The sequence below is a fragment of the Pseudophaeobacter sp. TrK17 genome (genome assembly GCF_042192375.1).
GTDB lineage: Bacteria > Pseudomonadota > Alphaproteobacteria > Rhodobacterales > Rhodobacteraceae > Pseudophaeobacter.
The window spans coordinates 749,711-774,339 of sequence record NZ_CP071700.1 but is presented as its reverse complement, the minus strand read 5'-3'; the positions used below and the strand labels follow the sequence as shown (position 1 = coordinate 774,339).

Below are 24,629 nucleotides of genomic sequence, written 5' to 3'. Positions count from 1 at the left end.
CAGAAGCAGTCAGGCAATCCGTCGTTTGCCAGACCGCTTTGGAACCAAGAGGATGATGTCGATGAGCGGTGAAATGCCACAAACTGAAACAGCTGCCATTGTTGCCTGCACAATCAGCCGCGACGTGCAGAATTTCGACCTCTTGATTGAAGACATGGAAACAGCACTGGGCGAGGCCTGGGGCGATCTTGGGTTTAACGAAACCCTGGCCTTTTTTGCCCAGCCCGAAGCCGAAACCCTGGAATTTGTCGCCCTGGCAATGGACAGTGAAGACGAAGCCAACCTGGCGCAGATGGGCGAAATCATCACTCAGGCCAAGGCCCGCGACATCAAGGTGATTCTGATCGCCGAGGAAGTCAGCCCCGCCGCCCTGCACACCCTGCTGCGACAGGGGGCCGATGAGTTTATTCCCTATCCGCTGCCAGAGCGCGAATTGCAGGCCGCCATTGACCGGCTCAGCACACCCGAGCCCGAGCCAGCAGCGCAAAACAATCCACATGCTCTGCAACCGGATGCCCGCCGTGAAGGCGCGGTTATCGTCTGTCACGGCTTGGCCGGTGGCACTGGCTCGACCACGCTGGCGGTGAACCTCGCCTGGGAGCTCGCCGAGATGAGCAGCCAAAAGGCACCTTCGGTTTGCCTGCTGGACTTTGACATGCAGCAGGGATCGATTTCGACCTATCTCGATCTGCCGCGCCGCGAGGTCGTGATGGAGATGTGGAGCGAAACCGAAGAGATGGATGCCGATATTTTTGGCCAGGCGCTGCTGCCCTTTGAGGAAAAACTGCAGGTTCTGACCGCGCCCAGTGACATGATCCCGCTGGAATTCATCTCAGTGGAAGACATCGAACGGGTGGTGGAAATGGCCCGCAGTCATTTTGATTTTGTCATCATCGACATGCCCCATACGCTGGTGCAGTGGTCGGAAACCATTTTGCAGATGGCCCATGTCTATTTTGCTCTGATCGAGCTGGATATGCGCTCGGCCCAGAACGCCCTGCGCCTGAAACGGGCCCTGCAATCCGAAGGCCTGCCCTTTGACAAACTGCGCTTTGCCCTGAACCGGGCACCAAAATTCACCGACCTCAGCGGCAAAAGCCGGGTCAAACGCATGGCCGAAAGCCTTGGCATCTCCATTGACCTGCAACTGCCCGATGGTGGCAAACCAATCACCCAAAGCTGCGATCACGGGCTGCCACTGGCAACATCAAACGCCAAGAACCCCCTGCGCAAGGAAATCGCCAAACTGGCCCGCTCCCTGCACGACTTGGGGGCCAGCGAGGCCGAGGCAGCAGCCTAGCCTCTACCGTCCCATTTTACTGAGTACCCGGGGGGTCTCTCATGTTTTCGAAGTACAAGAAACAACCATCCAAGCCAAAGGCCGCAGCACCGGTCGTCGAAGCCGCTGCAGCAGCGACGCCCAGCCCGGCTGCAAAACCCAGCCTGCGGCGTCCGATCACCCGCGTTGCTGCCGAAGCCTCCGCCCATGACAAGGAGCGCAAGCGCCAGGAACGTCTGAGCGAGATCAAGGTTCAGCTGCACCGCGATTTGCTGGAAAACCTCAACCTGGCTGCCCTGGAAACCGCCCCGGAAGCAGAGCTGCGCGGCGAAATTTCTGCCATTGCCGCTGAAATCCTTGAAGAAAAGGGTATCGTGCTCAACCGTGAAGACCGCATGACGCTCAACAAAGAGCTCTATGATGAGGTAACCGGCCTGGGCCCGCTTGAGACGCTTTTGCAGGATGAAACCGTCAGCGACATTCTGGTCAACGGCCCGCACCAGATTTTCATCGAACGCAGCGGTAAACTGCAGCTGAGCAACATTGCCTTCAAAGATGAAAAGCACCTGATGCGGATCATCGACAAGATTGTATCGGCTGTTGGCCGTCGGGTGGATGAGAGCAACCCCTATGTGGATGCCCGTCTGGCTGATGGCTCGCGCTTCAACGCCATGGTGCCGCCGGTTGCGGTCGATGGCTCATTGGTGTCGATTCGGAAGTTCAAAAAAGACAAGCTGGGCATTGATGACCTGGTTGAATTTGGTGCCTTCACCGAAGAAATGGCCGCTTATCTTCAGGCTGCCGTTTCAACCCGGCTCAATGTGATTGTGTCAGGCGGGACCGGGTCTGGTAAAACCACCACGCTCAACGCGCTTTCGTCCTTTATTGATAACGCCGAACGTATTCTGACGATCGAGGATACTGCGGAACTTCAGCTGCAACAGACCCATGTGGGACGGATGGAAAGCCGCCCGCCCAATGTTGAGGGCAAAGGCGAAGTCTCGCCGCGGGATTGTCTGAAAAACGCCCTGCGGATGCGTCCGGACCGGATCATCGTCGGGGAAACCCGTGGCGAGGAAGTCATCGACATGTTGCAGGCGATGAACACTGGCCACGATGGATCCATGACCACAATCCACGCCAACTCGGCGCGCGATGGCATTTCCCGACTGGAGAACATGATCGCCATGGCCGGCATGGAAATGCCGATCAAGGCGGTGCGCAGTCAGATCTCTTCTGCGGTGAACGTCATTGTACAGGCCTCGCGTCTGCAGGATGGCTCGCGTCGGATGACCTCGATCACCGAAATCACCGGCATGGAAGGCGATGTGATCTCGATGCAGGAGCTGTTCCGCTTCCAGCGCGTCGGCCTGACCCCCGACAACAAGATCATCGGCCATTTCACCGCCACCGGCGTGCGCAGCCACTATTCCGAGCGCTTCCGTCTTTGGGGCTATGACCTGCCATCTTCAATTTATGAACCCAGCCAAGTGGAGGTCTGAAGATGCAACTGAGTGCAGAACCGGTCATCTATATCCTGATCTTTGTCGGTGTGGTGGTGCTGGTCGAAGGCATCTATCTGGTTGCCTTTGGCAAATCCATTCGGCTGAACAATCAGGTCAATCGCCGTCTGGAAATGATGGAAAAGGGCAGCAGCCGCGAACAAGTGTTGGAGCAGCTGCGCAAGGAACTGGGCCAGCATGGCAAATCCAAGACCATCCCGCTCTATTCCATTCTGGCCGAAAAGGCGCAAAAGGCGGCCATCGCCTTTAGTCCCAAACAGCTGATGATGATCATGGCAGGGGTCGCCACCCTTGCCTTTTTTGGCCTCAGCATCGGCACCAATACCCCCCTGCCCCTACGGGTTCTGGCCGCGATAGTCATGGGTGTGGGCGGGGTGTTTTTCTGGGTCAACCGGAAGGCCAGCAAACGCATGGCCATGATCGAAGAGCAACTGCCAGATGCGGTGGAGCTGATGGTGCGCAGCCTGCGGGTGGGCCACCCGTTCAACTCGACCGTGCAAATCGTCGCGCATGAAATCGAAGATCCCCTGGCCACCGAATTTGGCATCATTGCCGATGAAAGCGCCTATGGCCGGGATATTGGTGAGGCCTTGAAAGAAATGGCCGAACGGCTTGATATTCAGGATCTGCGCTTTTTGTCCGTTGCGGTGACCATTCAGCAGCAATCAGGCGGCAACCTGGCTGAGGTTCTGGCCGGTCTGGCCAAGGTGATCCGAGCCCGGTTCCGATTGTTTCGCCGGGTCAAGGCCATCACAGCCGAGGCACAATGGTCAGGTAAATTCCTCTCGGCCTTCCCGCTGCTGGCCCTAATGGTCACCCTGCTCCGGGATCCTACCTATTACGACGAAGTGATGGGGCACCCTTGGTTCATTCCAGCCTGTTTCTTTGTCGGCATCATGTTGACGGTGAACCTGTTTGTGATGCGCCACCTAACCAACATCAAAGTGTGAGGAGGAGACCATGAGCATCTTTGCCAATATCGAAACCTATCTCACGGATCAGTTTGGTGCCTTTGGTCCGCTGCTGGTGCTGGGCCTTTTGGGCTTGCTGATGGTGGTCATTGCAGCGCTTCTGCTGCTCAACCAGCCCGAAGATCCACTGAAGAAACTGCAACGGGACCTGTCCACGGACAGCCGGAAAACACCGCAAAAAGAACGCCTGCGTCAGCACAACCGCAACGAACAGTTGCAGAAATTTGCCAGTTTCCTGGAGCCACAGAACGCCGAGGAACTGTCGGCGATGGAGCTGAAACTGCGCCAGGCGGGGTATCACTCAAAGGATGCTGTGCGGATTTTTCACTTCGCCCAAATGGCCTTTGGCCTCATCGGGCTCGCTGCGGGTCTGTTCTATGTCTACGTGATGAACGCCGGTTTTGAATTCGAAACCCAGGCGCTGGTCATTCGGATCATTGGCCCAGGTGGCGCCGGCTATATGCTGCCCAGATATTGGGTCACCCGCCGCATTGCCGAACGCAAAGAAGAAATCGAATCCGGTTTCCCGGATTCTCTGGACATGATGCTCGTCTGCGTTGAGGCAGGTCAGTCACTGGATCAATCCATTGTCCGCGTCGCTTCCGAGCTCAAGGCCTCCTACCCGCAGCTTGCCTATGAATTCGACATTGTCGCCCATGAGATGAAGGCCGGTAAAGACAAGGAAAAGGTGCTACGCGACATGGGCACCCGCTGTGGCGTGCAGGATATCTCCTCCTTTACCACCGTGATGATCCAATCTGCCGCCTTTGGCACCTCGATCGCCGAGGCACTGCGGGTCTATGCCGCGGAAATGCGGGACAAACGCGTGATGCGGGCCGAAGAGGCCGCAAATAAGTTGCCAGTGAAGATGACCCTTGCCACAATGATGCTGACGGTTCCACCGCTGCTGATCATTCTGGTTGGCCCATCGGTGCAGAACATCACCAATATGGGCAATGCAGGCAACTGATGATGACGAAATTCGAACGGGGTATCCCTGTTCGCCAATATGTACCGCGCGCCGCCGCCTTTGCTTTTGCATTGGTGGCGGTTGGCTGTTCTCCGGCGGGCCTCTCACAGAAAAATTCCAACAGCTGGGCACCAGGCATCGACAGCCGCCAAGAAGGGGAAGACCCGCTCGTGGTCGGCCACCGTTTGATGGCTGCCCAGGAATACGACCTCGCGCTGGATGCCTTTACCCGCGCCACATTGGACCATGGGTTGACCCCGGAGATCCTGTCCAGCCTGGGCTCGGCCAATCTCGGTCTTGGCCGAATGGGGCAGGCAGAGGAGCTGCTACGGCGCGCGGTCAAACAGGCCCCCGACTGGGCCGAGCCCCATAACAACCTAGGCATTGTGCTGATGGAACGGGGCAAAACCGCTGAGGCGGTGCAGATCCTCAAGCGGGCCTTTGCGCTGAACAATGGCGAAAGTGACGCAATCCGGGATAATTTGCGCTTGGCTCTCGAAAAAAATGAAAATACCCCTCATAGTGACGGGCAAAGCACAGAAAACAACGCGTACAAGTTGGTGCAACAAGGCGGGGGAAGCTATGCGCTTCACAAAAACCCCGACCTCTAGAGGCTGAGCAGAAAAAGGACGCAGGAACATGCGCCACGTATTTCTAGTATCTGCATGTCTGGCAGGCGCCGTTGCGCTGTCAGCCTGTGGTAAACAGGACGGTGAAGAAACCGTCGAACGCGCCCTTCAGGACGTAAATGTCATTGATGAAACCAATCTCAATGATGTGATGTTGACCGTGGCCGATCCAAATCAGGCGGTGAACTATTTCCGGGACAGTGTGAAAAGCAACCCCGAACGGATCGATATGCAGCGTGGTCTGGCGATCTCTTTGATCCGGGCCAAGCGCAACACCGAAGCCGCCGCAGCCTGGAAAAAGGTTGTTGCCATGCCCGAGGTCACCAGTGAAGATCGTCTTGGGCTCGCGGACTCGTTGATCCGTATCGGCGATTGGGATCTGGCAAAAGCCGCCCTGAATGCGATCCCCCCGACCCATGAAACCTACCAGCGCTATCGCCTGGAAGCCATGGTGGCCGATGCCAATCAGGAATGGAAACGCGCCGATAGCTTTTATGAAACCGCTGTTGGGCTCATCACCCGGCCTGCCAAGATCATGAACAACTGGGGCTATTCCAAGCTGACCCGTGGCGATTACAGCGAAGCAGAGCGTTTGTTTGGCGAAGCAATCCACCAGGACCAAAGCCTGTTCACCGCCAAAAACAACCTGGTTCTGGCCCGTGGCGCCCAGCGCAACTACGATCTGCCGGTGATCTCCATGACACAGACAGAACAGGCCAAGTTATTGCACACACTGGCACTTTCGGCAGTCAAACAGGGCGATGTCAAAATTGGCGAGGGCCTGTTGCGCCAAGCGGTTGCCACCCATCCGCAGTATTTTGAAGCCGCCGCCAAGGCGCTGAGCGCTTTGGAGAACAGCTGATCATGCAGCTTATGGCCGGATCGGCAGAGGTGGCGCGTTGGTTTTTGCCCTTTGTGTTGCCGCTGTGTTTTGCGGCTGCCTACACCGACCTGTCCACGATGCGCATTCCCAATTGGATCAATGACATCCTGGGCGCGGTCTATGTGATCCTGGGGCTGTTTATCATGCCGACCTGGGCCGACTATGGCTGGCAGCTGCTGCATCTGCCTATTGGCGTTGCCATCGGTTTTTTGTTTTTCTCGGCTGGCGTCATGGGCGGGGGAGACGCCAAATTCATTGGTGCTGCCGCGCCACTGGTGGTGCTGGCCGACCTCCCTGCCCTGATCATGATCTATGCAGCAAACCTGCTGGCCGCCTTTGCGACCCATAGATTGGCCAAACACACGCCGCTCAGCCGCCTGGCGCCGCAATGGCAAAGCTGGAGTGTCGGCAAGAACTTCCCCATGGGCTTTTGCCTTGGCGGCACTCTGGCGATCTATCTGACCCTGGTGGCATTCTTTGGACAATAGTGCCGCCAGGGTTTCGAAAAATCTGCGCCCGTAAAATCGCCAAGAGCGCGCAATGAAGCCTAAAAAAACGGGTTCAGGCGCAGATGTCGCAATGGCGTATCAGGTTCCAAAAGCAACCCGGTCATACCGGTGTGTCCCACCTGAAGCAGCAGCCGAAGGCATCTTTACGACGTTTCCAGCCTGGGTGTTAAACTTATCCACCTGCTGCGCCAGATTTGCTGCATCGTTTGCCAGAATTTGGCTGGCCGCCGTCGTTTCTTCCACCATGGCTGCGTTTTGCTGCGTCACCGCATCCAGCTGACTTACACCGGTATTGATTTCTTCAAGTGTGATCGACTGTTCCTGTGCACCGCGAGCGATATTAGACACATGCCCGGAAATATTGCCGACATTCTCGATAATCGCATTCAGCTCAACCCCGGCTTTCCCAACCAGCTTAACCCCTTGGCTCACATGATTGGAACTTTCTGAGATCAGCTGTTTGATTTCTCCAGCCGCCTCTGTGGATCGTTGCGCCAGCGCCCTAACTTCTGAGGCAACCACGGCAAAGCCACGTCCGGCGTCGCCTGCGCGGGCCGCTTCGACCCCGGCATTGAGCGCCAGAAGATTTGTCTGGAAGGAGATGTCATCAATGACTGAAATGATACGGGAAATTTTGTCCGAGGATCCCTGGATTTGATCCATGGCCACGATTGCGTCTTGCACAACCAGGTTGCTGCCTTTGGCTGCCGCAGTTGCGTTGGCAACAATGTCTTCGACCTGTTTTGCGCCCTCAGCAGCAGAGCGTACGGTGGCTGTCAGTTCTTCAAGCGCAGCAGCGGTTTGTTCCAGGGTTGCCGCCTGGGTTTCTGTGCGGTTGGACAAGTCCGATGTTGATCCGTTGATTTCGTGAGCTGTGGAGGACACAGCCACTGACACGGATTTGACAGTATCCATGGCCTGTGAAAGCTGTTTCATTGCCTGGTTCAGCGAGCTGCCCAGAACGCTCAGGTCTTCCATGCTCGATACCTGAACATGGTGTGCGAGATCCCCACTGGCCATTGCTGCCAAACCATTGGCGATGTCTTCGGTATCTTTTCTGCGTTGGGTCACATCCGTGGCGAGCTTGATAACGTAGTCGACAGTTCCGTCAGCGGCCAGAACAGGAGCGTAGGTGGCTTGGATCCAGATTTCATCTCCGCTCTTGGTCACCCTTGGAAACTGATCGGTGAAAAATTCACCCGCAGCGAGGTCCTTCCAGAAAGCGCTGTAGCTCTCTGTCTTGACGTACTCAGGGTCGACAAACATTGAATGGTGGTGGCCAACGATCTCATCCAGATCGTAGCCCAGCGCAGATAGAAAATTGTCATTGGCCTTCAGGATCGTTCCATCTGTCTTAAACTCAATAACCGCTTGAGTACGGTCGATAACGTCCATAAAGGATCGTTTTTCTGCCAGTTCCATGACTTCTGCGCGTCTTTTTGACCTGAACATTTTCATCAACCTTTTCCCAAGATAACAACACTTTACAAATGAGCAGTATGTGAACACTGCGCTGAGAAGTAGTAGCACTCCTTACTTCACCTCAGGGTAGAGATTTTGGCGTATTTGACCCCTCTTTCGTATAGGAGCGAGAGCTGTTTCCCCTAATAAGTACAGTCAGGCCATGACCACAGCTGTACATTTTAAGAATCATTTGGACAAAATAGACCTTTGCGAACCAAATACAGCCGAGGCCATTTTGGTTAATGTCAAGCTCTCCCATCCCTTGCACCATTGTGTTGTCGACAGAACCTCGGAACGCTGTATTTCCCCCCCCCAGCCGCGCTGACGATGCCCCCTGCGGCTGGCTTCAGCTATTGGCTGCAATCCATTTCAAATCTGCCCTACTCCACCGCTAAATTGCTCTGGCTTTGCCTCAGTCTTGCCGCAGTGGTGAATAGACTGTTGCGCAAGCCCCCCCTGCCCTGTGCAGGCCCCGGCACCTTCGCGATCAGATGAGCAGGCCACCAGATGAACATGCAAAACAGCCCCGTCACTGCACCTCCAACCCCCAAGGGATTAGAGCAGATGCAGCTACCCATCGTGATGATGCGGGACATCCTGCTCAAGACGATTTTCCGCAAGAACGTCAATGTGGTCAGCGAAGTGGCCGAGGCGATCTGCCTGCCGATGCCGGTAACACAAGAGCTGATCGACATGGCCCGCGAGCAAAAACTGCTGGAGGCCACCGGCACGCTCAACGCCAATAGCGGTAATGAGATGGGCTATCAGCTGACCGATGCGGGCAAGGCGCGTGCACAGGACGCGCTGAGCCAATCAGAGTATTTTGGCGCCATGCCGGTGCCGCTGGATGTCTACCGCGAACAGATCAAACGCCAGTCGATCCGCAATATCATGGTGACACGGGATCAGCTGGTCAGCGCCATGGGCCATCTGGTGCTGCCCAACAGCCTGCTGGACCATCTGGGGCCCGCCGTCAGCGCTGGCCGCTCGATCCTGATGTATGGCCCGCCCGGCAACGGTAAATCCTCGATCTCCAACGGGATCCGCGACGCCCTGGGCGATCACGTCTATGTGCCGCGTGCTATTGAATATGCTGGCCAGGTGATCACCGTCTATGACCCAATCGTGCATACCTTGATCGAAGAGGCGCCAGAGGATCCAAACGCCCTGCGCCGCCCCAAACGGTTTGACAGCCGCTATGTGAAATGCGAACGCCCCACGGTGATCACCGGCGGCGAGCTGACGCTGGATATGCTGGATCTGGTCTACAACCCAACGGCCCGCACCTATCAGGCGCCGCTGCAACTGAAATCCGCCGGTGGCATCTTCATCGTCGATGACCTTGGCCGCCAGGCGGAACCGCCGCAGACCTTGGTCAACCGCTGGATTGTGCCGCTGGAAGAAAACAAGGATATCCTCGCCCTGCAATCGGGGGAAAAATTTGAGGTGCCCTTTGACACCCTGGTGATCTTTTCCACCAACTTTCACCCCAATGAGATCTTTGACCAGGCGGCGCTGCGGCGGATCTTCTTCAAGATCAAGATCGACGGCCCTAGCCAGGAAAACTTCCTCAAGATCTTTGCCATGGTGGCGCGCAAACGCGGTATGCCCCTGGACGAGACCGCGCTGGTGCATTTGCTGAAAGCAAAATACCCGACCATCGACAATGTCTACGCCAACTATCAGCCGATCTTCCTGATCGACCAGATGATTGCGATTTGTGAATTCGAAGGCATTCCCTATCAGATGTCACCAGATCTGATCGACCGCGCCTGGGCCAATATGTTTGTCAAAGACGAGCATATCGTCAAATGACGGTGGCATCCTTGGCCCGTCTCGGTGTTGCTTTGCTGGCAGGTCAGACAGCCCTTGGGGCCTCCTTTGCTTTGGCGGACACCCACAGGCAAGCCCTGGCCGCCCAGGTGGAAGCCGCTGGCTTTCATGAGACCGCAGAACGCCGACATTAAGTGCGCCTGCAGCATTGTAGCCTCACCACCTATGTCTATGAAGACTGGCAGGACCACGGCAAGGTCCTGTGGTCTTCCTTTCTGCTCAACCTGAAGGATCTGCAGCTGCAGGACCCAGACCGCGACGGACACCGCTCCGCCTGGATCCCCGATTATGGCGATGGAAAAGGCGCCGCCATCATGGTGTTCACCATGGCAAAAGGGTCTTTTGCCCGCCACGAAATGGCAATGCGCCGCACCCCTAAACCGCCCTTCACCCCCTCCCCCAGAGAGGGGGCAGACAGCTATGTTTACAAGGACAAAACCAGTTTCTTTATTCTGCATGAGAAGCTGGAGAGCCCTGAAAAATCGAATACTTTCGTATCTCTGCTTGAACAATACCGGATCGAATACTGCTTTCCTGTTAGCTGAGCCCTGCCCCTGCAGCCATTTGGCAGCGCCGCTGCAGACTGCCGCAGAGCCGGGCCAAACGCCGCGCTGCAGCGGCCAAGGGGTGGTTATTCGCCCGCGGTAAACAACACATCAATCACCTGCATTTGCACCCCGCGCGCGCCACCGGTGAGCTCTGCCATGGTGGTGGTGCGATCGGCCTGCAGCCCTGCTGCCGCCAGCGCCTCCAGTCCCGCATCCAGCTGCTGGCCGCTCAGCGCGATGACCGTGGCAACATCCGACTGCGCCACCGCCTGCATGAGATGGCGCACCGGGCTGCCATCGCTGGAAACCGGCCAGAAGGACAGCGCCAGAACCACCACCCCCAGCCCGATGATGCCCTGGCCGATGGGACGTTTCAGATAGCTGGTAAAGGGACGCCAGTTCAGCACCAGATGCGCCAGTACGCCCCCCACCATCAGCCAGCCGCCCCATTCGTGCAGCAGTTTGTTCAACGTGCTATCCAGATGAAAGAACATCAAAATCCCCGTCATCCCCATAAAAAGGAAGGTTGCGACGGTCAGTGGCGTGGCCCATGTGCGTAACGCAGACATCATTAAGCTCCTGTATTTGACTTGCTTTAGGTCTGAACGCAGCGCCACCAGGTTTCCGTCGCGCCTCTTTGCCAGAATGGCGCACAAATTGCCGTGCCGTCTGGGGCCTCTGTCTTAATCCGGTGCCACTCCGGCCCAAAGGGAAAATGACTGCGGCCTGACCTTTGGGCGGCACAGCACTTGCCGCCTCAGCTGCCGCAGGCCCGGTCGCTATTCAGCGGCGTCCGCGCCCCTGGGGGCCAGTCTATCCTCCAAGGGGATTTCTGTCAGAAACAGCGAAATCAAGCAGGCCAGACAGGCCATCACGGCCGCCGCCCAGAACAGAGGATGCAAAGCCTGTGCGATGCCACTCACCACCATCTCGCGCAGCTCAGGCGGCATTGCGGCAATGGCATCCTTGCTAAGACTGCGCGGATTTACCCCGCCAAGCGCGCCGCCCAGCTCCCGCGTCAGACCTGCAGCAAAGACCGCACCAAACACTGCTGTGCCCACCGAGCCGCCGATCATGCGAAACATATTGGCGCTGGCCGTGCCCACCCCCACCATAGAGACAGGGACTGCGTTCTGGATTGCCGTCACCCCGACTGCCATCACAGGTCCAATCCCCAGCCCGGTCAGAACCATGGATACGGCGATCCACCAATCGGCCGTCTGGGTGGTCATCTGCGCAAAAGAGGCCATGGCTACGGCCAGCACCAGCGTAGACACTGTTGGCATCCGGCGATACCGCCCGGTCCGCACCATGATACGCCCCGAAATAGTCGAGCCCAGAATGATGCCGATCATCATCGGGAAGGTGAACATGCCCGACAGCGCCGGCGACATGCCCTTGACCACCTGCATGAAGAAGGGGACAAAAACAATCGTCCCGAACATCGCAGAGCCGACAATCAACCCCACTGCGTTTGACACCAGGAAGGTGTTGATCCGAAACAGCCCAAGGGGCAAAATCGGCTCTGCCGCGCGTGTCTCGATCACCGCAAAGGCCAGCAACGCCACAGCCGTCGCCAGCAAAAGCCCCAGCATCTCGGCACTGTTCCAGGCCAGAACGCTGCCCCCCAGGCTTGCCGAGATGACCGCCAAGGACAGCAGCAGGGCCAGGCTCAGCCCCCCCGCGTAGTCAATTGAGGGACGCCGACCAGTCGGCACCGAGGTCAGGGAGCGCGAAAGCACCACAAAAGCTGCCAGCCCCAGGGGCAAGTTCAACAGAAACAGCCACTCCCAGGCAAAATGCTGCACGATAAAGCCCCCGGCCAAAGGCCCCACCACGGTGGAGGCCGCAAAAACGCCGCCCAGAAGCCCCTGATAGCGGCCCCGCTCCCGCGCCGGCACCATATCGGCCACGGTGGCCATCGACACCACGATCAAACCGCCGCCGCCAATCCCCTGTACGAACCGCCCTGCGACCAGCGCCCACAGGTTGGGCGCCAGCGCGCAAATCAACGACCCCAGCAAAAACACCGCAATGCCGCCCTGCATCACCGGTTTACGCCCAAACAGATCGCCCAGCTTGCCGCAGATGGGCGCCCCCACCGTTGCCGCCATCAGATAGGCCGTAATCACCCAGGTAATCTGCGCCAGCCCCCCCAGCTCACTGAGGATGGTGGGCAGCGCGGTGGTCACCACGGTCTGCCCCAGCGAAGCAATAAACAGAACCGAAGCGATGGCTCCGATCATCAGTTTCAGCTGCCGGTCATCCAGGGGCGCGGGAGGACTTGGGATTGGTCCGTTCACATGATAATCCTTGCTCTGGCCGTGGACTGGAAAGATGCCATCCCAACGGACTGCTTGCGATCTGTCCTGCAACGGCTCATCTGTTGGTGGCAGATGTATGATATTAGCAATTACATGTCAACGGCATGTATTTTTCACATGACGATCCCAGCGGGCGTCAGCAACCGGGAGGGCGGAGCTATAGGCGGACGCGACACTGAACTGACGCAATTTCTGGAACAGGCCGGAATTGACAGCCGGACCGGAACAGCCGCACTGGAGGTCGATGGCGTCCTGCAGCACTGGCGGCGCCGGGTGAACAAGCGCGAACTGGGCGCGGCGGCCCTGGCGGCCTTTGGGCTGGACGATGAAATCGATCTAGCGCAGCTGGATGTAATGATGGCGATCTGGGCCCCGGCCAGCGCCTTTGGCGGCGACGACGAAACCGAAGAGGTAATGGTGGCCACCATCGCCACCCGCCTGCGCATAGACCCCTCGCGCGCCTCGCGCGTTGTCAGTGACCTGATTGCGCGCGGGCTGGCCAGGCGCACCGCCAGCCAGCGCGATGCCCGCCGCACTCTGGTAGAGCTGACAGACCGCGGCACTGCCATCATCGAGGCTGTGCGCCGCTTCAAGTTTCTGATCCTCGGGGAATTCCTGTCCGGCTGGAGCGAGGAAGAGCTCGCGCTGTTTGTACCGCTGTTCGAACGCTTCGCCGCATGGACGGAAGAGGCCGGCCCCATTGGCCGAACCCGGTTCCCGGAGGAAATCAAGGCCATCGCCGAGCAACTTGCCAAGGATCCCGACACCACCTGACAACCTGCCGTAGCCCCCAGCCCAGGAGCGGGTCACGATGCGTAAGACAATGCCCCTGCTGTCACCCTGCGGCTATGCAGGGCTGCACCGCCCGCAGGCCATTGCGCGCTTGATCGGCACGCAGCGTCACCTGCGCAGGCGCCCTGTCCTGCTTTAGGCTTGGCGTTTGAACATTCACGACTTGCAACAAAAGGACCCGCCTTTGGAACAGCGCATTCGCGACAGCTTTGCCCGTCAGAGCATGATGGAAACCCTCGGGGCCAGTCTCAGCAGCATTGCCCCCGGAGAGGTGGTGATCACAGCCCCCATCCTGGCCACCAGCCGTCAACAGCAGGGCTTTGCCCATGCTGCGCTGACCTTTGCCATAGGGGATAGCGCTGCGGGCTATTCGGCGCTCACCCTGTTGTCACCAGATCAGGAGGTGATGACAGCCGAAATCAAGGTCAACCTACTGGCCCCCGGCGCCGGGGACTATCTGCGCGCCACGGGCCGGGTGATCAAACCGGGGCGCCGGCTTGTTGTGGTCAGCGCCGAGGTGCATGCCGTCACCGGCCAAGAGGAGAAACTCATCGCCGTGCTGCAAGGCACCATGATACCGGTTGAGCCCTAAAGGAGGGCTCTAGAAAAGGCCCGCCGCCTGCGCGGCCTCTTTGTAGCTGCGGCTAACCGGTACCTGCTGCCCATCGGCCATCTTGAGAAAATCACGGCCCTTTTGGCGGCTGTGCCCGCGCACCTGCGCGCAGCTGACCCAATGGGAGCGATGCACCCGCACCCCAACCTCAGCCAGCTCGTCAGCGGCATCGCCAAGTCGCAACAACAGGGTGTCGCTGCCGCGATCGGTGACCACCAGTAAATAGTGATCCTGCGCCTCCAGCCGGATCAAAGCGCCGCGTTTGTCCAGTGGCAAACGGCGCTGGAACAGAACCGCCGGGTCAGGTTCACAATCAGCACCGGGATCAGGCGGTGCCGCCGGGTTGTCGGGCTCAGCTGTCGGCGGGACCACCGGCGGCACAACCGGCTGGGCATAGCTGCGGGCCAGAAACACCGCCGCCTCAATCATCAAAACAACACTCAGCGTCACCAGGGCCAAAAAGCCAAAATCGGACCAGCCGCCCCAGTTTGCAAAGATCACCATATTCATGCCGTGGGCAATCGCCGCCAGCGCCAACCCATAGGGCAGCTGGCTGGCAAAGCGCAGGATCTGTGGCCGACCGCGCAACAGATGCAATTGCAACCGGGTCAGACAGATCGACAGGCCCACAATCACGGCCCAATATCCAAGGCGCCCCCCAAACCCCAGGCCTTCAAAGGTGCCAAAGGGTCCGGCCGAGGCGGCAAAAATCGTCACCAGAACCCAGAGCAAAAGCAGCCAAACTGTCATCGGTTGTTGGCGCATCGTGAATGACATTTCCACAAAATTCCCTGCATTTCACGAAGCCATCCGGCCTCTGGCGTAAATCACTTTGCCGATATTGCGCTGAAATTGCCATGGGTTGAGGGCAGATATCAACCATGGACCTCCAATGACACTTTCACCGCTTTTCTCTGTGCCCTGGCCCATTCAGGTTCACGCCTGTGCCGCCCTGGCCCTTATCCCGCTGACCATCGCCCTGTTCACCCTGGTGCGCGGCAATCGCCTGCACAGGGTCCTTGGCTGGGCTTGGGTTTTGCTCATGGCCTGCGTCGCCCTGTCGAGTTTCTGGATCCAGGAGATCCAATTGATTGGCGGCTTCAGCCCCATCCACCTGTTGTCTCTGGTGACCCTGGTGTCGCTGGTCGTGGCTGTCTCTGCCGCGCGCGGCAAGCGCAGGGGCAGGCACCGCCGGGTGATGACCTGGCTCACCTATGGCTCTTTGACGGCGGCTGGCGTTTTTACCCTGCTGCCTGGGCGGCTGATGCATGCCGTTGTTTTTGGTCTTTGAACAAGGAATATGATGATGAACTTTCTAACTGAATTTCTGCCTGGCATCGTGACCGGCATTATAACGGGCGCCCCGATCTGGATCTGGCCGCTGCTGTTTTTGCTGATTGGACTGGGGATTTTCTGTAGCCGGGACCGCAAAATTTCGATCCTGCCCTATTTCCTGATGCCACTGATAGCGCTGACCACCGTCCCTACCCTGATGGCGCAACAACGCCCCGAGCTGGCCGTAACCGCCTGGGGCCTGGCCTATCTCTGTGGTATCCTTGGCGGGTATCGGCTGCAGGGGCGCTGGATCATCACCCGCACCGGGCTGCGGGCTGAGGTCACCGGAGAATGGCTGAGCCTCTGCGTCATGATGTTGTTGTTCTGGGCCAACTTTGCCAATGGCGTCTTTGCCGCTGTGGCGCCGGACCTGACCGCAGGGCTGGTCTATCAGATCCTGTTCCCGGCCCTGCTGGGGCTGGCCTCTGGCAGTTTTCTGGGGCGACCCCTGCGCATCCTGACCTGGCCCAGCACCAGAGGCGCAGCTTTGGCCTGAAACAACACAGGGCCCCCTGTTTAGGGCGCCCTGCTGGTTTTAAATCCAAAAGGTCGGCAGGATCAGGCGGTCAGGCCTTCGGGCTCTGCCAGACCATTGGCGCGGCAGCAGGCGGTAACCGTATTGGCCAAAAGGCAGGCAATGGTCATCGGGCCAACGCCACCGGGAACCGGGGTGATGGCACCGGCACGTTCCGAACAGCTGGCAAAATCAGCGTCGCCGACCAGCTTCATCTTGCCTTCGCCCTTTTCCGGCGCCGGGATGCGGTTGATACCAACGTCGATGACGGTGGCGCCTTCTTTGATCCAGTCGCCCGGCACCATTTCAGGGCGACCCACAGCGGCCACCACGATATCGGCACGGCGCACCACCTCTGGCAGGTCTTTGGTACGGCTGTGGGCGATGGTGACGGTGCAGCTATCGCCCAGCAACAGCTGAGCCATCGGCTTGCCGACGATATTGGAGCGGCCAATCACCACCGCATCCATGCCAGAGAGGCTGCCGTGATAGTCACGCAGCATCATCAGGCAGCCCAGCGGGGTGCAGGGCACCATGGACTTTTGTCCTGTCCCCAGCAGGCCGACGTTGGAGATATGGAACCCGTCCACGTCTTTTTCCGGCGCGATGGAATTGATGATCAGGTCTTCGTTCAGATGATCGGGCAACGGCAGCTGCACCAGAATACCATGCACGGCAGGATCATTGTTCAGCCCATTGATCACCGCCAGCAAATCCTCTTCCGAGGTATCGGCCTCCATCTTGTGCTCATAGGAGTTCATGCCGACCTCAACAGTCTGCTTGCCCTTGGAGCGCACATATACCTGAGAAGCGGGATCCTCGCCCACCAGTACCACGGCGAGGCCGGGGGTGATACCGTGCTCTTCTTTCAGGCGGGCGACGTGACCGGCCACTTTTTCGCGTACTGTGGCGGCGAAAGCTTTGCCGTCAATGATGTTAGCTGCCATTGTTGTCATCCTTATCGTGATTCAACGTTTGTGTTCTTGACGTTCTGGCTCGATGGAAACTCCTGCCCAGCGAAGAAAACGCTTCCAAATAGCCAAGGATGCTATTGCACCAGCGCACATGCCGAGCTGCCCTCCTAAAGCTCTTTGGAAAGTCAGGCCCAATGTTGATTGCACCCAGGCTCCAAGGACACCACCTAGAACAACAAACACCAAAGAAACAAATATCAGTGCGATGGCAACAAAGGTGATCTTGGCACCCTTTTCCTGACTGCTTTCAGGAGTTTTCGAACGATCGCGTCCTCTCATGCTTCATGGATCACGCGAGCTTCTCGCATGATCGACCATTCCACCAACTGGCGCCAGAGATCCTCAATCAGATCCGGGTCCAGTCCAGCTTGCCCTGCCTTGGCGCGGGCATTTGCGATGACCTCTTCGACACGTGCGGGGATCCTTGCGGGCCAGCCATTAAGCGTCTTCAACTCGACTGCCCGATCGATATAGCCAGCGCGTGTTGCCAGCAGCTCTACCAGCATTTTGTCCAGATCGTCGATCTGGCCACGCAGCTCGTTCATATCAGCGCAGTGTTGCGGAGGGATCAGATGTGTCATCACTAAAAACTCTTGCGGCCCGAGAAGGTCTCTCGGGCCGCAGATTGCGCATTTTGCGTCTTAGAACAAGCCTTCGATCTGGCCGTCGTCATTTAGGCAGATATTCTCTGCTGCAGGAGTGCGGGGCAGACCCGGCATGGTCATGATCTCACCGCAGACTGCGACGATGAAACCAGCCCCAGCCGAAAGGCGTACTTCGCGAACCGGAACCGAATGGCCAACAGGCGCGCCGCGCAGGGTTGGGTCGGTCGAGAAGGAGTACTGGGTTTTCGCCATGCAGACCGGCAGGTTGCCGTATCCTGCCTCTTCCCATTCTTTCAGCTGGTTGCGGATCTTGTTGTCAGCCAGCACTTCGTCCGCGCGGTAGATGCGCTTGGCAATGGTGTCGATCTTGTCGAACAGTGACATGTCGTCAGGATAGATCGGCGCAAAGTTGGCAGATCCGGTATCGACGATTTCAACAATTTTCTCGGCCAGCGGCGCGGAGCCTTCCGAACCCAGCTCCCAGTGGCGCGACAGAACCGCCTCAACACCATGGGTTTCTGCATAGGCTTTGACCGCGTCAACTTCGGCCTCGGTGTCAGTGACAAAGTGGTTGATGGCAACAACAACAGGCACACCAAAGCTTTTGATGTTCTCGATGTGGCGGCCCAGATTGGCACAACCATTGTTCACCGCCTCGACGTTTTCAGCGCCCAGATCGGCCTTGGCAACGCCGCCGTTCATCTTCATCGCACGCACGGTGGCAACCAGAACCACAGCCGACGGCGCGATACCGGCCTTGCGGCACTTGATGTTCATGAACTTTTCTGCACCAAGATCAGCACCAAAGCCCGCTTCGGTCACAACGTAGTCGCAGACTTTCAGCGCGGTTTTGGTGGCGATGACCGAGTTACAGCCATGGGCGATATTGGCAAAAGGACCGCCGTGTACAAAGGCTGGGTTGTTTTCCAGGGTCTGTACAAGGTTTGGCTGCATCGCGTCTTTCAGCAGCACGGTCATGGCGCCTTCTGCTTTGATGTCGCGGCAGTAGACGGCGGTTTTGTCGCGGCGGTAGGCCACGATGATGTCGCCAAGACGCTTTTCCAGGTCTTTCAGGTCGGTGGCCAGGCAGAGGATCGCCATGACCTCGGAGGCCACGGTGATGTCAAACCCGGTTTCACGTGGGAAACCGTTGGACACGCCACCCAGGGAGGCGGTGATCTGACGCAGGGCGCGGTCGTTCATATCGACCACACGACGCCAGGCGACGCGACGGATGTCGATGTCGCATTCGTTGCCCCAGTAGATGTGGTTGTCGATCATCGCTGACAGCAGCGAATGCGCCGAGGTGATGGCATGGAAATCGCCGGTAAAGTGAAGGTTCATCTCCTCCATCGGCACAACCTGTGCATAGCCGCCGCCAGCAGCGCCGCCCTTCATGCCAAAGTTTGGCCCCAGCGAGGCCTCACGGATGCAGACCATGGCGTTTTTGCCAATACGGTTCAGGCCATCGCCCAGCCCCACGGTGGTGGTGGTCTTGCCTTCACCCGCAGGCGTCGGGTTGATCGCGGTCACCAGGATCAACTTGCCATCGGTACGGTCCTGCACCGAGTTGATGAACTCCTGGCTGACCTTGGCCTTATCGTGGCCATAGGGCAGCAGATCACCGCTCGAAATTCCGATTTTGGCACCAATCTCTTGGATCGGGAGCTTATTCGCCTCGCGGGCGATCTCGATGTCACTCTTGTAGCTCATGGCCTGGTTCCTGAATGTGAGAAAACGAACACCGGCCTGAATTTACCGGTTCTGTCTCAGATTTAGTCAGAATGTGGCAGCTTGCGCGCGTGGTTTCCGACATTTTCCGGCCGTGAAGCGGCGTCCCCCCAAAGTTTGAGGGAACGAAAGTTGCCAAAACGAAAGTTCTGTCCCCGATGGGTTGCCCCTAGGGCGCCCAGGCGCGCTGATCTGGAACAAACAGCTGCAGGCTGTCGCCGCGTTTCAACTGCCCCGGGCGCTCAACCCAGGCAGTGATTCCCCGGCGCCCACGCGCCGCAGGTTTGAACTTGGGGCCAAAACCTGCGTGATCTTTGTCAATTTCGCGCCCCGGAAAGATGCAGGGGCGGTTCTCCATGTCCACGGTCAGGGTAACCCCATCCGGCCCCTGCAGCCGTGACGCGGGCGGCACATAGGTGAAATCCGGGATACCACGCAGCACCAGGTTGGCCCCCAGGGCGGCAGGATCGACCCGTTGCAACCCCATATCCGCCGCGATCAGCGCCAGCTCCTCCTCTGACAGGATGCTCAGCTGTCTCACGTTCCGGATGGTGGTCCCTTCTGGGTAGAGGTTGCGCATACGCACACAAGAAGCGCGTTTTTCACCCTGGTGACGTTCCCCGCTCACCCCGTGGAAACCAAGCGTCAGAGCCGCCACTTGCGTGGACGCAATACCGCTATCGGCACCGGTTTCCCCAGCCCAGACCACTTCACCTTTGAATTCTGTTTCCAACAATACCGGCATGTCTCGCCCCTTTTCCCCAGATACCACGTAGGCTTTTGTTGGCGACAATAAGACTATCCCCAGCAAGAGGAAGCCCTCTTTCGGGTCGGATCGCTTAGCGATCCGACCCGGGCGCAGCGGCGGCGGGCAGCTTTAGCTGCCCGCCGCCGCTGCGCCACCCCCAAAGCCAGCCAAAGCGTAGATCGTTAAAGAACACCGCCAAACGAAAAAACCCGGGACGCCAATGCAGCATCCCGGGGTTTATTACGTTTAGTGCGGTTCAAGGACCTCAGGAAGTTGGTTCCGGCTCCAGGCCCGAATCAGTTTCCCCATCTGAGGAGGGTTTCTTGGGCTTGGCTTTCGGAATGGCTGTGACCGAGGAACTTCCCTGATCCTCATCCGAATCGTCGCCCTTTTCATGCGGCGGCTCGCCCTTCATCACCCGCTTGATCTCATCTCCGGTCAGGGTCTCATATTCCAACAGCCCCTGCGCCAGGCGCTCCCATTCGTCCTTATACTCTGTCAGGATCTCAAAGGCGCGGTCATAGCCGTTCTGAATGAAGGTACGGACCTCTTCCTCGATCAGCTCTTTGGTATGAGCCGATACAGAGAAGCCGGTGGTATTGCCGCTGTAGCCCTCATGGGCTTCAGCATAGTCAATGTTACCCACCTTATCGGACATCCCCCAGCGCATGATCATCGCGCGGGACAATTGGCTGGCCTGCTGGATATCGCCCGCAGGACCGTTCGACACATGGTCTTCGCCGTATTTGATGATTTCAGCCGCCTTGCCTGCCATGGTCATGGCCAGCTTCTGATTACACTCATCCTTGTGCCAGTTGAGGCGATCCATCTCCGGCAGCGACACAACCATGCCCAGGGCTCCACCACGGGGAATGATCGTCGCCTTATAAACGGGATCACATTCCGGCAGTTTCAAGCCAACAACCGCATGGCCTGCCTCGTGATAGGCGGTCTTTTCCTTCTGGTCCTGGGTCAGCACCATCGAGCGACGCTCGGCCCCCATCATCACCTTGTCCTTGGCGGCTTCAAAATCCTCCATGGTGACAAAGCGACGGCCAACGCGAGCTGCCATCAGGGCAGATTCATTGACCAGATTGGCCAGATCCGCCCCCGAAAACCCAGGTGTGCCGCGGGCAATAATGCGCAGATCCACGTCAGGCCCCAGCGGGGTCTTGCGGGCATGCACGCCAAGGATCTTTTCCCGGCCTTTGATGTCGGGATTGCCAACGGTGACATTGCGGTCAAAACGACCCGGACGCAGCAAGGCAGGATCCAGCACGTCTTTACGGTTGGTGGCAGCCAGGATGATGACGCCCTCATTGGCTTCAAACCCGTCCATTTCAACCAGCAGCTGGTTCAACGTCTGCTCACGTTCGTCATTGCCGCCACCATAGCCGGCGCCACGATGGCGGCCCACGGCGTCGATTTCATCGATGAACACAATGCAAGGCGCGTTCTTTTTGGCCTGCTCAAACATGTCGCGCACCCGGGATGCACCCACGCCAACAAACATCTCAACAAAATCAGAACCGGAGATGGTGAAGAACGGCACACCGGCCTCCCCTGCGATGGCACGGGCCAGCAGGGTTTTACCAGTACCGGGAGGGCCCACCAGCAGTGCCCCCTTAGGGATCTTACCGCCGAGCCGCGAGAATTTCTGCGGGTTGCGCAGGAACTCGACGATCTCTTCCAGTTCCTCCTTGGCCTCATCAATACCAGCAACATCGTCAAAGGTGACGCGACCGTGCTTTTCCGTCAGCATCTTGGCCTTGGATTTGCCAAAGCCCATGGCCCCGCCTTTGCCACCGCCCTGCATCCGGTTCATGAAATAGATCCAGACACCGATCAACAGCACAAAGGGCAAGAGGGTGATCAGGAAAGACTGGAATCCAGACTGCTGCTGCTTTTCAGCGCGCACCGGAATGTTGTTGTCGATCAGCAGCTTTGTGACTTCCGCATCCGACGGCCGGATGGTCACATACTTCTGACCATCGGACTTGGAAAAGCGAACCTGCTCGCCATCCAGAACCACGGTGCTGACCTGACCAGCTTCCACCGAGGTGACAAAATCCGAGAAAGAGCGCTCATTGCTCTGCATCGTACCGCCTGAGCCACTGAACAGATTGAACAGCGCCAGAATCAAGACGAACAGAACAACCCAGAAGGCGATGTTACGTGCGTTACCCAAGGAATATCTCCTAATATCCGGGCATCCTCTCAGGACGCCCTCGTTGCGCATAAAATAAGGAACATTCAGGCAGGTTCAATGCGATAAAAGCGATGCGAAGAACTCTTCTGCACTATTTATCGGTTCTGCACTGCATCCATTGGCGAATCCAGCCAGTGGCGCGGCCATCAGATTGCCCTCCCGCCACAGCGATGGGGTGACTTCCAGAACCGGCGCAGGACAGCCCTCTGCCCGCCAGTCGGGGCAGAGCTTCACCCCCGCCGCACCCAGGGGGCGCACCTCGCAAGACTCTAATTTTCCTGCAAAAACCCGCCAACGCTGATCCCACACCTCACCAGGATCGCCAGCCGCCTGTTGCACGGTGGCAGCTTCCCGGCAAATCCAGATTTTGTCCCGGTGGCTCAGGATGCGGCAGCCCGCCAGGGTGGATGAACCGCCCCGTTGCGCAATAGCGACAGCTTCGATCATCGGCTGTCGCCTCGGCGCGTATTGGCCACCAGAAACCCATAAAAGTGCCTGAACCATCAACCGATGCGAGATCTCATCCGGCAGAGTTCGAAATTTTCGCAGCTCAAAAACCACCGCACCGGCCTTGATTTCAGCAAGATCCCGCGCTGTTAAGAAGGCATACCACCCCAAAGCGGTCTGCGCCTTACCCATGTTCTGCGCCACGGTGACCAAAGCGGGCACTGTCAGTCCCAGATCTTCCAGAACAGCCAGCGCCTTGCGGGTTTTGATCCGGTCATAAGTGTCATCTTCGTTTGACGGGTCTTCAATCCAGCTCCGTCCCATAGCCCGCAAGTAGCGCCGCAGGTCGCTGCGGCGCAGACCCAACAGCGGCCGCTGCAAGGAGACCCCATCCTGTGTTCGCCGCCGCGCCATACCGGCCAGGCCATTCACCCCAGCGGCCCGCTTCAGGCGCATAATTACCGTTTCAGCCTGATCATCCGCGGTGTGGCCAAGCGCTAAAACCGGAATGCCGTTTTGCCGCGCCCAGGCGGTCAACAGCGCGTACCGGGCGCGGCGTGCCTGATCCTGCAGGTTCCCTGTAGGCTCAGGCCCCTCGCCCCAGGTCAGAAGGTCATGGCGCAGACCAAGCTGTTGCGCCATCTGCGCAACCTCTTCGGCCTCTTGCCGTGATTCGGGGCGCAACTGATGATCGACGGTTGCCACCATCAGCTCGACCGGGTCATCGCAAAAGCAGTCTTTGAGAAGATGCATCAGCGCGACGGAATCGCCGCCGCCGGACACCGCGATGCCGATGCGCGCAGGCAGCGGTGGGGGAAACTGCTGGCGCAGGGCACTCACCAAATCATCCCTGCCCAAACCGCCAGCCGCATTGGGCTGCGTCAAGAGCATCCCAACGCGGTCATTTCGGCCTCAGCCGGCGCGACCATATCGCCCCCCGCAAACCGCACGCCCACCTCTGACAGGGTAATGCAGGCCTGATCAAGCTGCCCAAGCCGCCCCAGGGCGGCGCCCAATTCAAACAGCGCCTTTGGCGCGGTCTGGCCATTTGCATCGCCAGTAAAGGAGGCCAGATAGGCGCGCGCCGCTTCCCGCGTGTCCCCCAGCCCGTCCAGCGCCTTGCCACGGCTGAAATCGGCTTTTGGTGCCAGCGGGCTGCCGGGATAAGACTGGGTGAAGATTGCAAATTTTTCCGCCGCCACCTGGTAGGAGCCCGCGTCCAAATCCTGCATTGCCCGGTCAAAATCGGCCTGTTCCCCAACCGCCAGTTCGCTGCCGCTGTCAGTGGCCGCCTGGCCGCCGCCCGATGTGCCGCCAGCCGCCAGGGCTTCTTCGCCGCCCAGGGTGCTGGTCTCGCCCAGGGCTCCGATATCGCCCCCTTCCAGCTCAACCAGGCGGAATTCCAGATCGCCAATCCGGTTGGTGCCATCGGCAACAATGCGGTTGATGCGATACTCTAGCTGCTCGGTCTGCGCCGTAAGCCGCTGCAACCCAGCCTCAATTGCCCCAACCCGGTCGAGAACAGAACTGCTGGCGGCCACGGTGGAATTCACCCCGCCTGTGGTCGACAGATCGCGCTTCAGACGCTGGATGTCCACGTGCAACACGGTCAGCTCCTGACGGATGTCCGCCAGGGTTTGCTGATCCTGTGCAAAGGCCGGTGAGACCAGAACCGAAGTCCCAAACAAAGCACCGACAAGAAAGGCCGCTCGCATCAGACGCATCATG

The 24,629-nt window shown here is 58.5% G+C and carries 26 protein-coding genes; 14 read left to right on the top strand and 12 right to left on the bottom strand.

The features are described 5' to 3' along the window. The first annotated feature begins 61 nt into the window (after window positions 1–61). From JZI28_RS03630 to JZI28_RS03600, 7 genes are read left to right on the top strand one after another with little or no spacing between them, the layout of a single operon-like run. Window positions 62–1,300 carry a CpaE family protein gene (locus JZI28_RS03630; protein ID WP_375699266.1) on the top strand — a complete coding sequence of 413 codons (1,239 nt, stop codon included), beginning with the start codon at window positions 62–64 and terminating at the stop codon, window positions 1,298–1,300. 41 nt (window positions 1,301–1,341) lie between these two features. Further along, window positions 1,342–2,781: a CpaF family protein gene (locus JZI28_RS03625; RefSeq protein ID WP_295447687.1), complete on the top strand. Its 1,440-nt coding sequence runs from the start codon at window positions 1,342–1,344 to the stop codon at window positions 2,779–2,781. A gap of 2 nt (window positions 2,782–2,783) precedes the next feature. Then, complete coding sequence (locus JZI28_RS03620; RefSeq protein WP_297339310.1) at window positions 2,784–3,752, top strand: type II secretion system F family protein; 969 nt, start codon at window positions 2,784–2,786, stop codon at window positions 3,750–3,752. Between the two features lie 10 nt (window positions 3,753–3,762). Continuing rightward, complete coding sequence (locus JZI28_RS03615) at window positions 3,763–4,743, top strand: type II secretion system F family protein (protein ID WP_297339309.1); 981 nt, start codon at window positions 3,763–3,765, stop codon at window positions 4,741–4,743. Window positions 4,744–4,745: 2 nt separating this feature from the next. After that, window positions 4,746–5,354: a tetratricopeptide repeat protein gene (locus tag JZI28_RS03610; protein WP_295447678.1), complete on the top strand. Its 609-nt coding sequence runs from the start codon at window positions 4,746–4,748 to the stop codon at window positions 5,352–5,354. Between the two features lie 28 nt (window positions 5,355–5,382). After that, window positions 5,383–6,234 carry a tetratricopeptide repeat protein gene (locus tag JZI28_RS03605; RefSeq protein ID WP_375699265.1) on the top strand — a complete coding sequence of 284 codons (852 nt, stop codon included), beginning with the start codon at window positions 5,383–5,385 and terminating at the stop codon, window positions 6,232–6,234. A 2-nt stretch (window positions 6,235–6,236) separates the two neighbouring features. Beyond that, on the top strand, window positions 6,237–6,743 hold the full coding sequence (locus JZI28_RS03600) for a prepilin peptidase (RefSeq protein WP_297339306.1): 507 nt from the start codon (window positions 6,237–6,239) through the stop codon (window positions 6,741–6,743). A 99-nt stretch (window positions 6,744–6,842) separates the two neighbouring features. Here JZI28_RS03600 and JZI28_RS03595 read toward each other — a convergent pair whose 3' ends face one another. Continuing rightward, the gene (locus JZI28_RS03595) at window positions 6,843–8,186 is read right to left on the bottom strand and encodes a methyl-accepting chemotaxis protein (protein ID WP_375699264.1); all 1,344 of its coding nucleotides are present in this window, start codon (window positions 8,184–8,186) and stop codon (window positions 6,843–6,845) included. A gap of 549 nt (window positions 8,187–8,735) precedes the next feature. On the opposite strand from JZI28_RS03595, the gene JZI28_RS03590 reads away from it, so the two are divergent. Genes JZI28_RS03590 through JZI28_RS03580 form a run of 3 tightly spaced genes read left to right on the top strand, consistent with a single transcriptional unit; the run spans window position 8,736 to window position 10,606 of the window. Beyond that, complete coding sequence (locus tag JZI28_RS03590; protein WP_295447667.1) at window positions 8,736–10,043, top strand: ATPase; 1,308 nt, start codon at window positions 8,736–8,738, stop codon at window positions 10,041–10,043. Further along, window positions 10,040–10,195, top strand: coding sequence for a hypothetical protein (locus tag JZI28_RS03585; RefSeq protein WP_375699263.1), 156 nt, complete (start codon window positions 10,040–10,042; stop codon window positions 10,193–10,195). Before JZI28_RS03590 ends, JZI28_RS03585 begins: the two co-directional genes overlap by 4 nt. After that, a complete protein-coding gene (locus tag JZI28_RS03580; RefSeq protein WP_375699262.1) occupies window positions 10,196–10,606 on the top strand; it encodes a hypothetical protein in 411 nt (136 codons plus the stop codon). 86 nt (window positions 10,607–10,692) lie between these two features. Here JZI28_RS03580 and JZI28_RS03575 read toward each other — a convergent pair whose 3' ends face one another. Continuing rightward, a complete protein-coding gene (locus tag JZI28_RS03575) occupies window positions 10,693–11,178 on the bottom strand; it encodes a DUF4405 domain-containing protein (protein WP_353398564.1) in 486 nt (161 codons plus the stop codon). Window positions 11,179–11,388: 210 nt separating this feature from the next. Beyond that, on the bottom strand, window positions 11,389–12,912 hold the full coding sequence (locus JZI28_RS03570) for an MDR family MFS transporter (RefSeq protein WP_295447658.1): 1,524 nt from the start codon (window positions 12,910–12,912) through the stop codon (window positions 11,389–11,391). 138 nt (window positions 12,913–13,050) lie between these two features. Here JZI28_RS03570 and JZI28_RS03565 point away from each other — a divergent pair, with 138 nt between their 5' ends. Further along, entirely contained in the window at window positions 13,051–13,707 is a 657-nt protein-coding gene (locus JZI28_RS03565) for a MarR family winged helix-turn-helix transcriptional regulator (protein ID WP_375699261.1), read from the top strand. Window positions 13,708–13,909: 202 nt separating this feature from the next. Further along, the gene (locus tag JZI28_RS03560) at window positions 13,910–14,317 is read left to right on the top strand and encodes a PaaI family thioesterase (protein ID WP_297339300.1); all 408 of its coding nucleotides are present in this window, start codon (window positions 13,910–13,912) and stop codon (window positions 14,315–14,317) included. Window positions 14,318–14,326: 9 nt separating this feature from the next. On the opposite strand, the gene JZI28_RS03555 is transcribed toward JZI28_RS03560, so the two are convergent. Then, a complete protein-coding gene (locus JZI28_RS03555) occupies window positions 14,327–15,088 on the bottom strand; it encodes a LytTR family DNA-binding domain-containing protein (protein ID WP_375699260.1) in 762 nt (253 codons plus the stop codon). 142 nt (window positions 15,089–15,230) lie between these two features. On the opposite strand from JZI28_RS03555, the gene JZI28_RS03550 reads away from it, so the two are divergent. Next, window positions 15,231–15,629, top strand: a complete 399-nt coding sequence (locus tag JZI28_RS03550; protein ID WP_375699259.1) for a DUF2306 domain-containing protein — start codon at window positions 15,231–15,233, stop codon at window positions 15,627–15,629. Between the two features lie 15 nt (window positions 15,630–15,644). Then, the gene (locus JZI28_RS03545; protein WP_375699258.1) at window positions 15,645–16,169 is read left to right on the top strand and encodes a hypothetical protein; all 525 of its coding nucleotides are present in this window, start codon (window positions 15,645–15,647) and stop codon (window positions 16,167–16,169) included. 62 nt (window positions 16,170–16,231) lie between these two features. On the opposite strand, the gene folD is transcribed toward JZI28_RS03545, so the two are convergent. The 8 genes from folD to JZI28_RS03505 all read right to left on the bottom strand — a co-directional run bounded on the left by folD (window position 16,232) and on the right by JZI28_RS03505 (window position 24,616). Further along, window positions 16,232–17,134, bottom strand: a complete 903-nt coding sequence (gene folD, locus JZI28_RS03540) for a bifunctional methylenetetrahydrofolate dehydrogenase/methenyltetrahydrofolate cyclohydrolase FolD (RefSeq protein ID WP_375699257.1) — start codon at window positions 17,132–17,134, stop codon at window positions 16,232–16,234. A 21-nt stretch (window positions 17,135–17,155) separates the two neighbouring features. Continuing rightward, the gene (locus JZI28_RS03535) at window positions 17,156–17,440 is read right to left on the bottom strand and encodes a hypothetical protein (protein WP_297339295.1); all 285 of its coding nucleotides are present in this window, start codon (window positions 17,438–17,440) and stop codon (window positions 17,156–17,158) included. Then, entirely contained in the window at window positions 17,437–17,742 is a 306-nt protein-coding gene (locus tag JZI28_RS03530) for a chorismate mutase (protein WP_297339294.1), read from the bottom strand. Before JZI28_RS03530 ends, JZI28_RS03535 begins: the two co-directional genes overlap by 4 nt. A 60-nt stretch (window positions 17,743–17,802) precedes the next feature. Continuing rightward, entirely contained in the window at window positions 17,803–19,479 is a 1,677-nt protein-coding gene (locus JZI28_RS03525; RefSeq protein WP_295447633.1) for a formate--tetrahydrofolate ligase, read from the bottom strand. Window positions 19,480–19,666: 187 nt separating this feature from the next. Next, complete coding sequence (locus JZI28_RS03520; protein WP_297339292.1) at window positions 19,667–20,242, bottom strand: MOSC domain-containing protein; 576 nt, start codon at window positions 20,240–20,242, stop codon at window positions 19,667–19,669. Between the two features lie 268 nt (window positions 20,243–20,510). Then, complete coding sequence (gene ftsH / locus JZI28_RS03515; protein WP_375699256.1) at window positions 20,511–22,433, bottom strand: ATP-dependent zinc metalloprotease FtsH; 1,923 nt, start codon at window positions 22,431–22,433, stop codon at window positions 20,511–20,513. 75 nt (window positions 22,434–22,508) lie between these two features. Continuing rightward, window positions 22,509–23,792: a tRNA lysidine(34) synthetase TilS gene (gene tilS / locus JZI28_RS03510; protein ID WP_375699255.1), complete on the bottom strand. Its 1,284-nt coding sequence runs from the start codon at window positions 23,790–23,792 to the stop codon at window positions 22,509–22,511. Beyond that, window positions 23,783–24,616 carry a tol-pal system YbgF family protein gene (locus JZI28_RS03505; protein WP_375700074.1) on the bottom strand — a complete coding sequence of 278 codons (834 nt, stop codon included), beginning with the start codon at window positions 24,614–24,616 and terminating at the stop codon, window positions 23,783–23,785. Before JZI28_RS03505 ends, tilS begins: the two co-directional genes overlap by 10 nt. Window positions 24,617–24,629 lie beyond the last annotated feature (13 nt).